The following is a 14,175-nucleotide window of genomic DNA, read 5'->3' as shown; positions in this document are numbered from 1 at the left end:
AAACTCCTGGGTAGTGATGGATGCGAGTATCATCACTTATTTCGCAGGACCGAAAAAGAGGCCATTCTGCGAAACACTTTCAAAGGAATGAAGATAGTGCTGCGGCTCGATGATTTGACGGTATTCGTGCGCACGGCGGATGCGGGCAGCCTGTCGGCGGCCGCCAGGGCGTTGGAGATTTCGCCGGCGCTGGCGAGCGCGGGCTTGAAGCGCCTGGAGGGCGAACTGGGGCTGCGCCTGTTCGCGCGCACCACGCGCTCGCTGCGCCTGACGGACGAAGGCGAACGCTACCTGGTGCACGCGCGCGAAGCGCTGCGGCTGCTGAAAGAAGGGCACGACACGCTGATGCAGGCCAAGGACGTGCCCGGCGGCACGCTGAAAATCGCCATGCCGTCCGACCTGGGCCGCAACATCCTGCTGTACTGGCTGGACAAATTCCAGGCCCAGTATCCTGGCGTGCATTACCAGATCAGCGTCAGCGACCGCCAGGCCGATATGTACCGGCAGCCGGTGGACATTGCCATCCGCTACGGCAAGCAGGACGATTCCAGCCTGATCGCCATGCCGATAGCGCCCGACAACCGGCGCGTGCTGGTGGCGTCGCCGGACTATATCCGCAAGCACGGCAGGCCGGCGTCGCTGGACGAGCTGGCAAGGCATAATTGCCTGTGCTACGCGCTGGACGACGTCATCCACAACAACTGGACCTTTTACCCGCCCGGCAGCAGCGCGCCGCTCACCGTGGCCGTGCGCGGCAACCGCTGCGCCGACGATGCGGACCTGGTGCGGCGCTGGGCCGTGGCGGGCCTGGGCATTGCGTATAAATCAAAAATGGATCTGTCGGAAGACTTGCGCAGCGGCCGGCTGCAAGTGCTGCTGCCCGACATTGTGGGCGAAGCCACGCCGCTGCATCTGGTGTGCATGCACCGCTCGCAAGTGACGCCGACAGTGCTGCAGCTGCGCGACTTCCTGCGCGCCCAGTATGAACAGATGTAGATCAGTGCGCCTTGGACAGAATCAGCAGCCAGCGGCGGAACACCAGGATTTCCAGGTGTCCGGCCTGCACGCCGGTGTCGCATTCCAGGATGGGATTGACGGCGTAGAAGCGCTTGCGGAAGTCGCGGCACACCAGCACTTCACGTTTGCCGAAGCGTACCAGGAAAGACATCGGGGCATATTCCAGGCCGAAACGGGAGCCGAAACCGCTATTCAATGTAGTCATGATTCTTCCTTTGGGTCAGTTGGGTGTCTTGGTTTTGATTCAGTGACGCCACTGTAGCACAACTACTGTTGAAAAACACAGTACTGTATGAAATATCAGTTTAATTTAATAACTGTTGTATTTTTGGAGAGCAGGGCATTTTGAGCAAGCCAGCAACAAAACTGATGCGTTTCGTGGAGGCGCGCCTTACCCCCGGCGACGAATTCGGCCTGCACCTGACCGCCGGCGCCGCGCTGATGATGGCCGCCGTGGCGGTGTTCGCCGAGGTGGCGGAAGACGTGGCCGAGAACGACGGCGTGGCTGCCTTCGACCGCCATGTGTCCGACTGGATGCATGCGCACGCGCAGGAGCCGTACACCAGCCTGATGTGGCTGTTCACGCATCTGCACAGCGTGGCCGGCATGGTGGTGCTGGTGCTGCTGGCGGGCGTATTTTTCTGGCGCCGCCCGCAGCCGCATGGCCGCTACTGGCTGCTGGCGCTGGCTTTGTCGGTCCCCGGCGGCATGCTGCTGAACGTGGCGCTCAAGCATATTTTCCAGCGCGCGCGGCCCGTGTTCGAGGAGCCCATGCTTACGCTGGCCACCTACAGCTTCCCCAGCGGCCACACGGTGGCGGCCACGCTGTTCTGGGGCCTGATGGCGAGCTACGCGGTGATGGGGGGCGGGCGCTGGCGCGTGCGCTGCGCTTTGGCCGGGGCTGCTACGCTGATGGTGCTGCTGACCGGCGTCAGCCGCATCTACCTTGGCGCGCACTACCCGAGCGACGTGCTGGCGGCCATGGTGGAGGGCTGCGGCTGGCTGGCGGTCTGCATCACCGGCTGCTCCACCTTGCGGCGCCGCCGCGCTGCGCAGGCGGCCCGTCTTCAAACCAGCTGAAAGGATCTCCTTGGCCATACTACTACCCGTCATCATCAACGCCAGCGCGGGGCTGGGCTATTGCGGCGAGTTCTCGCAGCAGTTGCTGGCCAAGTTCGCCGCGCACGGCTACATGGCCGACATTACGCTGGCGCAAAGCGGCGAGGAGATGATAGCGGCGGCGCGCGCGGCGGTGGAGGCGGGCGCGCGCATGGTGGTGGCGGGCGGCGGCGACGGCACCATCAATGCCGTGGCCTCGGTGCTGGCGGGCACGGACGTGGCCTACGGCGTGCTGCCGCTGGGCACACTGAACCATTTCGCCAAGGACCTGAAGATACCGCTGGAGCTGGACGCCGCCATCGCCGCCATCGCCACCGGCGGCCATGTGCGGGTGGACGTGGGCGAGGTGAACGGCCGCATCTTCCTGAACAACTCCAGCCTGGGCCTGTATCCGGACATCGTGCGCGACCGAGAAAAGCAGCAGAGCAGGCTGGGGCGCGGCAAGTGGCTGGCTTTCACCTGGGCGGCGCTGGCGGCGTTGCGGCGCTATCCCTTCTTGAACGTGCGCTTGAGCGTGAACGGCGAGGAGCACGCGCGGCGCACGCCCTTTGTCTTCATCGGCAACAACGAGTATTTGATGCAGGGCCTGAACATCGGCGCGCGCGAGCGCATCAACGGTGGAAAGCTGAGCCTGTACGTGGCGCAGCGGCCCAGCCGCCTGGGCCTGGTGCGCCTGGCCTGGCACGCGCTGCTCGGCACGCTGGCCCGGCAGCGCGACTTCGACGTGCTGCTGGCCACGGAGATGGAGATCGACACGCGGAACGTGCGTGACACGCGCATCCGCGTCGCCACCGACGGCGAGGTGACGGTGATGCACACCCCGCTGTCCTACCGCATGCGGGCCGGCGCGCTGATCGTGGTGACGCCCAAAAACAGTTAAGGAGCATGCCATGCGTACTGTGGTGCATTTGTCCGACCTGCATTTCGGCCGTGTCGACGAGGCGCTGCTGGCGCCGCTGCGCGCGCGCGTGGAAGGGCTCAAGCCGGACGTGGTGGTGGTCTCGGGCGACCTGACGCAGCGCGCGCGCAGCGCCCAGTTCAAGGCGGCGCGGGCCTGGCTGGACACGCTGCCGACGCCGCAGATCGTGGTGCCGGGCAATCACGACATTCCGCTCTACAACGTGGCGGCGCGCTTTTTCTCGCCGCTGGTGAAATACCGCCGCCATATCACGGCCAACCTGGCGCCGGAATACGTGGATGATGAAATCGCCGTGCTCGGCATGAACACGGCGCGCTCGCTGACCTTCAAGGACGGCCGCGTGAATCGCGAACAGGTGGCGCGGCTGCGCGAGCGCTTCAGCGCCATGCCGGAGGGGTTGACGCACATCGTCGTCACCCACCACCCCTTCGACCTGCCGGATAGCTTCGACAAGGACGACCTGGTGGACCGCGCGCCCATGGCCATGGAGGCGTTCGCGCGCTGCGGCGTGGACCTGCTGCTGGCCGGCCATCTGCACGCCAGCCACGCGGGCAACAGCGCGCAGCGCTACAAGATCGCCGGCTACGCCGCGCTGGTGGTGCAGGCTGGCACGGCCACGTCCACCCGCAAGCGCGGCGAGGAGAATTCCTTCAACGCCATCGGCGTGGAGGCCGGCCAGCTGACCGTGGAGCGCTACAGCTGGATCAGCGCGCTGGCCAGCTTTGAACTGGCCAGCACCGAAGTGTTCCGCCGCAGCGGCGACGTGTGGGAGCCGGCAGGGCAGGCTTAGAACTAAGGCTTAGAAGCGGTAGCGCACCGTCAGCTGCGCCGAGCGCGGCGCGCCGGGCAGGCTCAGCAGCTTGCTGGAGCCGTGGCCCGCCACGATGTAGCCGCGGTCCAGCAGATTCATCACATTCAGCTGCACCTCCACCGTCCTGGCGCGGTAGTAGGCCATGGCGTCCACCGTGGTGTAGCCCGCCAGCGCTACGGTGTTGCCCGGATTGGCGTAACGCTCGCCCACATAGTTCAGGCCCGCGCCTGCGCCCCAGCGGCTGTCGAAGGCCTTGCTCAGCCACAGATTCATGCTGTGGCGCGGCGTCAGCGTGGCGCGCTTGCCTTGCACGAACTGGCCGTCGTCCTTGGCGATGGAGGCGACCATGGTGGCGTCCAGCCAGGAATAGCCGGACCACGCCTGCCAGCCCTGGCCCAGGTCGCCCGCAAAGGTCAGCTCCAGGCCGTCGGTGCGCTGCGTGCCCATGGGGATGATCTTGCTGGTGGCCGGATCGGTGGCCTTGATGTGGTCGCGCTGCAGGCGGAACACGGCGGCGCTCAGCGTGGCGCGGCCGCCCAGCAGGTCGATCTTGGCGCCCAGTTCCTTGTTCTGCGTGGCTTCCGGCGCCATGTCCGCATTGTTGGCGGCCAGCGCGAAGGTCTCGCCGGACGGCTGGTAGGACTTGCTGAAGGACGCGTAGTAGGACTGCTGCGTATCCGGCTGGTACACCAGGCCCGCGCGCGGGCTCCAGGTGCTGTCGGTGCGCGCCAGGTTGGGCTGGTTGGGGCGGCGCTCCGTGGTGGCCTGCTCGAAGCGGTCGTAGCGCACGCCGGCCAGCGCCTTCCAGTTGGCCGCCAGCGTGACCTGGTCCTGCACATAGCCGCTGGCGGTGTCGAACTTCGACAGGTTGTTGGCGCCGGGCGCGCCGCCTGCGGTGAAGGGCACGGCGGGCGCCACCGGGTTGAACAGCGACACCGTGGCCACGTTGGCCTGCGAGCGGTTCAGCACTTCCTTGTCCTGGCGGCCGAATTCCACGCCGTACAGGATCTGGTGCGCCATGCCGGCCAGCCCGGCCTTCTGCACCAGCTCGGTCTGGTTGAAATAGCCGTCCTCGGCGCGGTACACATTGCCGCGCGTGAGCGAGGCGGTTTTCGCGGCCTCGTTGACCGAACCCACCAGCGTGTTGTTGCGGTTCAGCGTGTAGTCGTAATAGCGCAGGGCGTTGCGCAGCTTGAGCGTGGGGCTGAACGCGTGCTCCAGCACCGCGCCCGCCGCCTTCACGCGGGATTCGCTGAAGTCGTTGTCCCTGGCGTTGGCGGCGCCGTAGTAGGTGCCAGGCGCCACGTCCACCACGCGGCCCTGGTAGGACGGGATGCCGAAATCGGTGACGCGCTTGTCGTGCAGGTACTCGGCCTGCAGCAGCAGGGTGGTGGCCGCGCCCAGCTTGAAGCGCAGCGACGGCGCCAGCGCCTGGCGTTCCAGGAACTGCTGGTCGCGGTAGCTGTCCGCGTCCTCCACCGCGCCGGTGACGCGGAAGGCCACGCCGCTGTCGGGCAGGTCGCGGCCCAGGTCGAACTCGGCGCGCTTTTGCGCCCAGCTGCCCGCCTGCAGCGTCACTTCGCTGATGTCCGCGCCTGGCTTCTTGGTCACGCGGTTGATCAGGCCGCCCGACGAGCCGCGCCCGTACAGCACGGCGGCCGGGCCTTTCACCACTTCCAGTTGCTCGACATTGGACAGGTCGCGGAAGTAGAGCGCATCGTCGCGCACGCCGTCGACGAACTGGTCGGCGATGGCGGAGAAGCCGCGTATGGTCACCTGGTCGCGCTGGCCGTCGCCGTGCGACAGGCCCACGCCGGGCACGGATTTCAGCGCGTCCTGCAGCGAGCGCACGCCCTGGTCGCGCAGCAGCGCCTGCGGAATCACGTTCACGGTCTGGGGAATGTCGCGCAGCGGCGCGTCGGTCTTGGTGGCGCTGGACGACTTGGCGGCGTTATAGCCGTCGGCTTCGGCGGCGCCCACCACGGTCACCACGGGCATGGCCGGTTCGGCCGCGTCGTTGACCTGGGCTTGCGCCTGTACCAAAGGGGGAAAGCTGAGTGCCAGCAGCAGCGCCAGCGGGGTTTTCTTCAATGCCATGCGGATTCCTGGGTAAGAGTGGAGTCGGCTGGCGGCTGCTGGCTAAATGCAAATGATTCTCAATATCATAGCGTACCGTATGTTTTAAGGCAACTAAGGGCAGGGCGCTACAGCCAGTAGTCCATGAAGCGCGCCGACCATTCCTTCATGCGCATGCTCCAGGGGCGGTGGCGCCACTGCTCCAGCGTGATCTCGTTGGAGTTGCGCAAGTCCTCCTGGAAGGCGCGCTCCATTTCCGCGCCGAAGCTGTCGCTCAGCACGATCACGCTGATCTCGCTGTTGTGCAGGAAGCTGCGCGTGTCCAGGTTGGTCGAGCCCACGGTGGACCAGACGCCGTCGATCACGGCGGTCTTGGCGTGCAGCACCGCCAGCTTGAGCTCGTGGATCTTCACGCCGGCCGCCAGCAGCTCGTCGTACTTGGCGCGTCCGGCGTGCCAGACCAGGCCGCTGTCGGACACGCTGGGCAGCACCAGCCGCACGTCCACGCCGCGCCTGGCTGCGTCGGTCAGCGCCGTCATGGTCTGCTCGTCCGGCACGAAATAGGCCATGGTGATGTGGATGGATTTCTTCGCCTCCTGCATCGCCAGCAGATAGGCCTTGAAGATCTCGAACTTGCCGCCCGGCGCGCTGCCCAGCACGCGCACGATGCGGTCGCCGGCGATCACCGGGGTGGGGAAGTAGTCGGCGTCGCGCAGGTCGTCGCTGTCCTGCTGTGCCCAGGCCTGGATGAACAGCCACTGGAAGGCCGCCACGGCCGGCCCTTCCAGCTTCACATGGGTGTCGCGCCAGCCCACTTGCGACTTGTCGGTGGGCGGACTCTTGGAACGGAAGGGCGAGCTCTTGGAATAGGTGTCGCTGATGTTGATGCCGCCGGCGAAGGCGATCTTGCCGTCCACGATCAGCACCTTGCGGTGGTCGCGGTTGTTCACCTTCCAGCCGTTGCCGCGCACCTTGGCCGGGTTGACGGGATTGAAGGCCACCAGCTTGATGCCGCCGGCGCGCATGCGGTCGAAGAAGGCCTGGGGCACGCCCAGCGTGCCCACGCTGTCGTAGATGATGTTGACGGTCACGCCTTCGGCCTGCTTCTTCAGCAGCAGGTCGGCGAACTGGTTGCCCAGCTCGTCCTGGTCGAAGATATAGGTCTCGAAATTGATGTGGTTCCTGGCGGCGGCGATGGCCTTCAGCATTTCCGCCATGGTGGCCGGGCCGTCGAACAGCAGCTGTACCTTGTTGCCCGCGATGAGGGGCACGCCGGTGGCCGCCTCCTCCAGCGCCGCTTGTTGCTGCACGTCGAGCGCGCCCTTGGCCCAGCGCTTCTTGAGCAGCGCCGCGCTGGTGCTGGCGGACAGCTTGCCGTCGGCGGTTTCGATGCGGGGCGGGGCGGAGACGGCCGCCTTGGCCTTGGCGTCGTCCGCCACCACCGCCGGCAGCGAAGCGCACGCCACCAGGGACCAGCAGGTCAGTAAAGTAGCCAGCCAGCAGTGCGCGCCTCGGAGTGTCATGGTTTATCTCTTGATAGTGGACTCGTCCGGCAACAAGGGGGCCGTATCCCTGGCCCCAAGGAAGAAGTCCACCGGCGCCGTGATGAAACGGCGTCCCAGCGCTTTCAGCAGCGCAAAGCCATGCTTGAAGCGCACCTGCCGCGAACGCAGCGCCACCCACAGCGCCAGCGCAAAGCTGACCATAAGGTTGACCGCGCCGATGGCAAGGAATCCCGATACGGACTTCAACACCAGTTGCCAGCTGACATTGTGATCGAGTCCAACAATTGCTGTCGCGAAGTTGGCAGAGGAGAAAGTAACGTGGCGGATATCCAGCGGCAGGCCCAGCAGGAAGCCCAGCGTGCCTATGGTGCCGAGCAGGATGCCGAAGTAGAAATTGCCCATCAGGCCGCCCAGGTTGTTCTCCAGGTAGACGCCCAGGCGGTCCAGGCGCTGCTGGCCGATCAGGCGGCCCAGGCCGCGCCGCTGCGACACGCGCTGCGCAAAGCGCGTGTACAGCGCCTTGTTGTCGTAGTAGCCCGAGATCAGGCCGGCCAGGAACAGGCACACGCCCGCCACCGCCGCGTACAGCAGGGCGGGGCTGCCGATGGGGTCGATATCGTGCAGCAGATGCATGGCCTTGTCCGGCGACACCAGGTGGTGGCCGGTGATGCGCTGCCAGCCGAAGGCGATCAGCCAGGCCACAGGGATGGCGGTGGCCAGGTTGCCCAGCACCGCCCACACCTGGGTGCGGAACACCTTGTTGACCAGTTCGGCCATGCTGTCGATGTCCAGGTATTTGCCGTCCCGGCTCTGCAGGCCGGTGGCGATGCGCGAGGCCGTCATGGCGGGCTGCTTGGTGGCCACCGTGAAGTGCAGCAGGTGGATGAACATAAAGCCCAGCGAATAATTCATGCTGAAGAGGAAGGCTTCCACCAGCGGCGCGGCGCGCAGATAGGACATCAGGATCTTGAACAGCGCCATGAAGCCGATCACCACGCCGGCCCCGGCCGAGGACAGGAACATGCCGCCCAGCTGGCTGCGCTTGTCGGCCACATAGTGCTCGCCGGTGCGGCTGGCGTTCTCGGTGACGTTGCGCGCCAGCAGGTGGATATTGTCGGCCAGCAGGTCGCGCACGGTGTACTTCTTGTTGTGGGCTTCGATCAGCTCCAGCATCAGGGCCACGGCGGCGGCGCGGCGGGCCTCGGCCGAGGCGTCCGGGGTGTCCACGAGGAACAGCAGCTTGCGCAGGCGGTCCACGCTTTGCGTCAGCGTCACCAGCAGATAGGTCAGCGCGATGCTGGTGCCTTGCACCAGGGCCTTCTTGCGGATCTTGGCCACCACGTCCTCGCACTGGTCCAGCATCACCAGCAGGTGGCGCGCGTCCTCCACCTCGGCGGCCTCGCCGGCCAGCAGCAGCTGGTAGCCGTCCAGGTAGGCGTTCACTTCGCGGTTCTGCTCGGTGAAGGGGGAATCGAAGACTTCGATTTCGGTGTGGAAATTGGTCAGCTTCGGCTCCAGGCCGATGGCCGCCACGCGGTAGGACAGGGTGCGGATCGCGTCCAGCAGGCCGGCCAGCATCACATTGCGCATGCCGGGCACGGCGGTGAAGATGGTGTCGAACAGGTCCAGCCAGTCGGCGGCGGGCACGGCGGCGATCCACAGGTGGTCGGTCTGCTCGTGGGCCAGCTGGTCGAGCGCATCGCTCAGGTACTCGTCGCCCAGCGCGGGCGGCAGCAGGCGGTAGGCGATGCGGCGCTTCAGCTCGGTGAAGAAGCCATCGTTCGACAGCACGCCGATCTCGGTGTACAAGCTCGAATGGCGGCGCTCGCCCAGCAGGCGCACGATGTAGTCGCGCAAGGCCTGGGCATGGGCCGGATCGGCCTTGAGCAAGCGGGTCAGGGTGCGGACATTGGCGATCGCCTTGCCCGCGTCGGCAGCGCGCTTGGGGCGCAGGGTGTTGAACAGTTTTACCAGCGTGTCGATGCCGGTGGTCGCATCGGAGATGCTTTCAAGAATATTAAGCATCCCGACAGTTTACCCTAAATGCTGCAAGCGCACATTTTCCTCACTGCAAAAAGGACTCCAAAAAGGGGTCAGGGTTAATTAATTCGTCCAGGACGAATTAATTAACCCTGACCCCTTTTTTACTTTAGCAGAGGTTGATTTTCGCGGCGGCTTGCCGCAGTTCGGCGCGGAAGTCGGGGTGGGCGATGCTGATGAGCTCGTCGGCGCGCTGGCGGGCGGACTTGCCGCGCAGCTGGGCCACGCCGTATTCCGTCACCACGTAGTTGATGTCGTTCTTGCCCGTCGTGACGTGGGTGCCGGGCGTGAGCGTGGGCACGATGCGCGAGATGGTGCCGTCCTTGGCCGTCGAGGGCAGCACGATGAAGGCCTTGCCGCCGCGCGAGCGGTTGGCCGCGCGCACGAAGTCGACCTGGCCGCCCGTGCCGGAGTAGGGCAGGTGGGCGATGCTCTCCGAGCCGCACTGGCCCAGCAGGTCGATCTGCAGGCTGGCGTTGATGGCGATCAGCTTGTCGTTCTGCCCGGCGATATAGGGGTCGTTGGTGGTGTTGACCGGGTGCATTTCCAGCATGGGGTTGTGGTGCATATAGTCGTACAGGCGCTTGGAGCCGAGCGCGAAGGTGGCCACCATCTTGTTCGGCAGCCAGGTCTTCCTGCGGTTGGTCACCACGCCCGCTTCCACCAGGTTGAGGATGCCGTCGCCTATCATTTCGGTGTGGATGCCGAGGTCGCGCTTGCCGGTCAGCTGCATCACCACCGCGTCCGGTATGCCGCCGTAGCCGATCTGCAGGGTGGAGCCGTCTTCTATCATGTCGGCCACGTATTTGCCGATGGCTTCCTGCACCGGGCCGATCTTGGGCAGGCCCACTTCAATGATGGGCTCGCTGCTTTCCACCAGCGCGGCCACTTGCGAAATGTGGACGTGGCACTGGCCGTGCGCGAAGGGCACGTTGGGGTTCACTTCCAGTACCACGGCGCGGGCTTTCTGCACCGCCGCCATGGTGTAGTCGGCGCCCAGGCTGAGCGAGAACCAGCCTTGCTCGTTCATCGGCGAGGCCATGGAAAACACCACGTCGGACGGGATCTGCGCGCGCTCGATCAGGCTGGGCAGCTCGGAGAAATAGGCGGGGATGAAATCGGCCCAGCCCGCCTGTCCGGCCGCGCGCGAGGCGCCGCCGAAGAACAGGGCGACGTGGCGCACATGCTGCACCGTGTCGCAGTCGAAATAGCCGTATTTGCGCAGCGCCAGGATTTGCGACACTTTCACGTCGCGGAAGCGGCGCCGCTGTTCGGACAGCTCGGTGAGCAGCGTGGGCGGCTCGCCGGCGCCGGACGGGACGATGATGAAGTCGCCGTCGCGCACCTGCTCGATGGCGTCGCTGGCGGACATGCGCTTGTCGGCGTATTGCTTGGCGTACTGCGATGCTGCGGTGTTCATGGTCTCCTGCCTTTCCGGGTTTTTGATCTGCGTCTATTTTTCTCTAAACTATACCCTTGTTGATATGATGAATATCAAGTGGACGACAATTGACCGGTTTGAATGTGAGCGCGCGCACAGAATTGCCCGGCTCGGGGGCGTAGGCTGGTCCTTATCATGAAAACCGCGCTCTGTACCCTGGCCTTGATCGTTCCGCTGCCTGCGCTGGCGCAGTCGGCTGGCAACCAGTCGTCGGTCAATATTTACGGCGTGCTCGATGCGGGCGTGGTGGCCGAGCGCGGCTGCGGCACGGCGTGCGCCAAAACCAAGGTCAGCAGCGGCGTCGCCAGCGGTTCGCGGCTGGGCGTGTCCGGCAAGGAACAGCTGGGCGGCGACACGGTGGCGGTGTACACGCTGGAAGCCGGCTTGGGCGCGGACACCGGCCAGTCCGAGGAGGGGCGGCTGTTTGGCCGCCAGGCCTTTGTGGGCCTGCAGAGCGGCTGGGGCGCCATTACGCTGGGCCGCCAGTACAATCTGCAGTACGAGGCCCTGATCGACGTGGCCGACCCGTTCCGGGGCGGCATGGCGGGTGCTGCCACCAACCTGGCCGGCTACACCACGCGGCGCTACGACAACACCGTCAAGTACGCCACGCCACAGCTGCATGGCTGGAGCGCGAGCGCCATCTACAGTTTCGGCGAGTCGCCCTACAGCACACGCTTCAACCGCGCCTACGGCGCCACCATAGGCTATGAGAAGGGGCCGTTCACGCTGCGCGTGGCGCACCAGCGCAAGAACAATCTGTCGGACGCGACCGGCGTCGTGCCGGCGGTCGATTATTCCTCGCGCAACACGCTGGTGGCGGCCAATGTGAATCTGGGCCGGGCCACGGTGTACGCGGCTTACGGGGTCAACCGGGGCCTCGGCAGCTCGCCGTGGGACGCGTCCAATCCCTACGGCGCGCTGGTGGCGCCCACGCCGTCGAGCAAGAGCCACGACATGCTGGCCGGCGTGGCGGTGCCGGTGGGGGCGGCGACTTTTATGGTCTCCTACATCCACAAGAACGACCGCACGCTGGCCAACCAGGATGCGGACCAGCTCGCGGCCGGCGTGACCTACGCGCTGTCCAAGCGCACCAGCTTGTACGCGGCCTACGCCAAGATCAAGAACGAGAACGGCGCCGGCTATACGGTGGGCAACGCCACCGACAGGGGGCGCGGCAACAGCGGCATCAACCTGGGCTTGCACCACTCCTTCTAGGCGGCTGTGCTACAGTCGAAGACTGTGTACAACTACCGCTTGGAAACCTATGTATCTCACCTATTTCAATGGCAGCTGGAGTGAAGGCAATGCGCCGCTGTTCGGCGCCATGGACCACAGCGTCTGGCTAGGTTCTTCCGTTTTCGACGGCGCGCGCTCGGTGCGCGGCCATATGCCGGACCTGCGCCCGCACCTGGAGCGCGTGGTGCGCTCGTCCACCAGCGTGGGCCTGGTGTGCCCGCTGAGCGTGGACGAGATGGAAAAGCTGGTGCGCGAGGGCGTGGCCAAATTCCCGGCCGACGCCGAGCTGTATATCCGTCCGCTGGTGTTCGGCACCGACGGCCTGCTGATCCCCGTGGCCGAGAAGTCGGCCTTCGCGCTGACGCTGTTCGACGCGCCCATGCCGCCGTTCACGGGCTTTTCCGCCTGCCTGTCCTCGCTGCGCCGTCCGGACGCCGACATGGCCGTGGCCGACGCCAAGGCGTCCGCGCTGTACGCCAATTCCACCAAGGCGCTGCGCCTGGCCAAGGACAAGGGCTACGACAATGCGGTGATGGTGGACAGCCAGGGCCACGTGGCCGAATTCGCCACCGCCAATCTGTTCTTCGTCACGCCTGAAGGCAAGGTGGTGACGCCGGTGCCGAACGGCACCTTTCTGTCCGGCATCACCCGCGCGCGCGTGATCAAGCTGCTGGCCGAGGCCGGCGTGGCGGTGGAGGAGCGTCCGGTCAAGCCGGAAGAGCTGCTGACGGCGGTGGAGATCTTCAACACCGGCAACTACGGCAAGGTCACGCCTTGCGTGCGCTATGAAGGGCGGACGCTGCCTGTCGGGCCGGTGGCCACGCAGGCGCGCGACCTGTATTTCGCCTTCATGGACCAGCACTGATTACCCAGTGACTATTTCCTGCCCGCGCAATCCGGGCTGAGCAGGCGGCCGGTGCTGTCCACCGTCATGCTCTCCTGCTTGCCCTGCATGGCGCCGTTGATGGTCATGCGCACGGTGTAGGCGCTGTCGCCCTGGAAGATCACCTGCCCGCTGCCGCTGGACGGCGGCTTGGTGCAGGTGAAGCTGACGTTCATGCCGCCCGCGACGGGCGTGCTGGTGGACTTGCAGTCGCCTTGCTGCCCCGTCGGCAATTCCTTTTTCTCCGCCATTTCCTTGGTCACGCAGTAGGTCAGCTTCATGCCGCCGTCGCCGCTGCTGCTCAGGGCCACGCCTTGCTTGGCCATCATGGCTTCCACCATCTTGCGCTGCTCGGGCGGCAGGCTGGCGAGCTGCTTTTGCGCCTCGGACAGGGCCTGGGCGTTGCCGCCGCTGGCGGACTGGATCTTGTTGGTGATTTCCCACAGGCCGGGCCGTATGGTCTGGGCGGCGGCGGGAAGCAAAAAGCCGGCCGCGAGGATGGCGGCCGGCAGGATGTGGCGGGCTTGTGGCATGGCGGCTCCTGTCAGTTCAGCCGCCAGCATACTCCAATCAGCCCCGGCTTTGCGGTTCCGCCACGAAGATCTCGACGCGGCGGTTGCGCGCGCGCCCGCTGTCGTCGTTGTTGGAGGCGATGGGTTCGCGCGAGCCCTTGCCTTCCACCGTGATGCGGGTGGGCGACACGCCGCGCGCGGCCAGGTAGTCGCGCGCGTTGCTGGCGCGGTCGACCGACAGCGGCTGGTTGATGGCGTCGCTGCCGGTGCTGTCGGTGTGGCCGATGATGCTGACCGTGGCGGCGGGGTTCTCGTTCAGCGTGGCGGCGAAGCGGTCCAGGATGGGGCGGAAGTTGGACTTGATGTCGGCGCGGCCGGTGTCGAAGGAGATATCGCTGGGAATTTCCAGGCGCAGGCGGTTGTCGTCGGTCTTGCTGACCTGGACGCCGGTGCCTTGCGTGGCCTGTTCCATGGCGCGCTTCTGGTTCTCCATGCGGGTGGACCAGATATTGCCGATCACGGCGCCGGCCGCCGCGCCGATCAGCGCGCCGCCGGCCGTGCGGCCACTGCTGTGGCTGCCCGTGGTGCCGCCGATCAGCGCGCCCAGCGCGGC

The 14,175-nt window shown here is 65.9% G+C and carries 13 protein-coding genes; 6 read left to right on the top strand and 7 right to left on the bottom strand.

Translation table 11 applies throughout. From position 1 onward, the window contains the following. The first annotated feature begins 96 nt into the window (after positions 1-96). Positions 97-996 (top strand): LysR family transcriptional regulator, encoded by a 900-nt coding sequence (locus GTP77_RS26805; protein WP_443094218.1) that lies wholly within the window; start codon positions 97-99, stop codon positions 994-996. A gap of 1 nt (position 997) precedes the next feature. On the opposite strand, the gene GTP77_RS26800 is transcribed toward GTP77_RS26805, so the two are convergent. Then, positions 998-1,222: a hypothetical protein gene (locus tag GTP77_RS26800; protein ID WP_161075215.1), complete on the bottom strand. Its 225-nt coding sequence runs from the start codon at positions 1,220-1,222 to the stop codon at positions 998-1,000. Positions 1,223-1,362: 140 nt separating this feature from the next. Here GTP77_RS26800 and GTP77_RS26795 point away from each other — a divergent pair, with 140 nt between their 5' ends. Genes GTP77_RS26795 through GTP77_RS26785 form a run of 3 tightly spaced genes read left to right on the top strand, consistent with a single transcriptional unit; the run spans position 1,363 to position 3,845 of the window. Further along, complete coding sequence (locus GTP77_RS26795) at positions 1,363-2,097, top strand: phosphatase PAP2 family protein (protein ID WP_229202393.1); 735 nt, start codon at positions 1,363-1,365, stop codon at positions 2,095-2,097. Between the two features lie 10 nt (positions 2,098-2,107). After that, a complete protein-coding gene (locus GTP77_RS26790; RefSeq protein ID WP_161075214.1) occupies positions 2,108-3,016 on the top strand; it encodes a diacylglycerol/lipid kinase family protein in 909 nt (302 codons plus the stop codon). A 10-nt stretch (positions 3,017-3,026) separates the two neighbouring features. Next, entirely contained in the window at positions 3,027-3,845 is an 819-nt protein-coding gene (locus tag GTP77_RS26785) for a metallophosphoesterase family protein (protein ID WP_161075213.1), read from the top strand. A 9-nt stretch (positions 3,846-3,854) separates the two neighbouring features. On the opposite strand, the gene GTP77_RS26780 is transcribed toward GTP77_RS26785, so the two are convergent. The 4 genes from GTP77_RS26780 to GTP77_RS26765 form a co-directional block, all read right to left on the bottom strand. Next, complete coding sequence (locus GTP77_RS26780; protein ID WP_161075212.1) at positions 3,855-5,963, bottom strand: TonB-dependent receptor; 2,109 nt, start codon at positions 5,961-5,963, stop codon at positions 3,855-3,857. Positions 5,964-6,070: 107 nt separating this feature from the next. Beyond that, on the bottom strand, positions 6,071-7,465 hold the full coding sequence (cls, locus tag GTP77_RS26775; RefSeq protein WP_161075211.1) for a cardiolipin synthase: 1,395 nt from the start codon (positions 7,463-7,465) through the stop codon (positions 6,071-6,073). A gap of 3 nt (positions 7,466-7,468) precedes the next feature. Then, complete coding sequence (locus GTP77_RS26770) at positions 7,469-9,472, bottom strand: site-specific recombinase (protein ID WP_161075210.1); 2,004 nt, start codon at positions 9,470-9,472, stop codon at positions 7,469-7,471. 124 nt (positions 9,473-9,596) lie between these two features. Next, positions 9,597-10,907: an acetyl-CoA hydrolase/transferase family protein gene (locus tag GTP77_RS26765; protein WP_161075209.1), complete on the bottom strand. Its 1,311-nt coding sequence runs from the start codon at positions 10,905-10,907 to the stop codon at positions 9,597-9,599. A gap of 156 nt (positions 10,908-11,063) precedes the next feature. Between GTP77_RS26765 and GTP77_RS26760 the strand changes: the two genes are divergently transcribed. Then, positions 11,064-12,146 carry a porin gene (locus GTP77_RS26760; RefSeq protein WP_161075208.1) on the top strand — a complete coding sequence of 361 codons (1,083 nt, stop codon included), beginning with the start codon at positions 11,064-11,066 and terminating at the stop codon, positions 12,144-12,146. 49 nt (positions 12,147-12,195) lie between these two features. Beyond that, the gene (locus tag GTP77_RS26755; RefSeq protein WP_161075207.1) at positions 12,196-13,032 is read left to right on the top strand and encodes a branched-chain amino acid aminotransferase; all 837 of its coding nucleotides are present in this window, start codon (positions 12,196-12,198) and stop codon (positions 13,030-13,032) included. Between the two features lie 11 nt (positions 13,033-13,043). On the opposite strand, the gene GTP77_RS26750 is transcribed toward GTP77_RS26755, so the two are convergent. Together GTP77_RS26750 and GTP77_RS26745 are read right to left on the bottom strand one after the other, a co-directional pair. Further along, positions 13,044-13,583 carry a DUF3617 domain-containing protein gene (locus GTP77_RS26750; protein ID WP_161075206.1) on the bottom strand — a complete coding sequence of 180 codons (540 nt, stop codon included), beginning with the start codon at positions 13,581-13,583 and terminating at the stop codon, positions 13,044-13,046. Positions 13,584-13,620: 37 nt separating this feature from the next. Beyond that, on the bottom strand, positions 13,621-14,175 hold a 555-nt coding region (locus GTP77_RS26745; RefSeq protein ID WP_161075205.1), incomplete at its 5' end, for a YiaD family glycine zipper/OmpA-like lipoprotein.

The sequence above is a fragment of the Pseudoduganella aquatica genome (assembly GCF_009857595.1).
Classification (GTDB): Bacteria; Pseudomonadota; Gammaproteobacteria; order Burkholderiales; family Burkholderiaceae_D; genus Rugamonas; species Rugamonas aquatica_A.
This window is presented reverse-complemented; position numbering and strand designations above follow the sequence as displayed.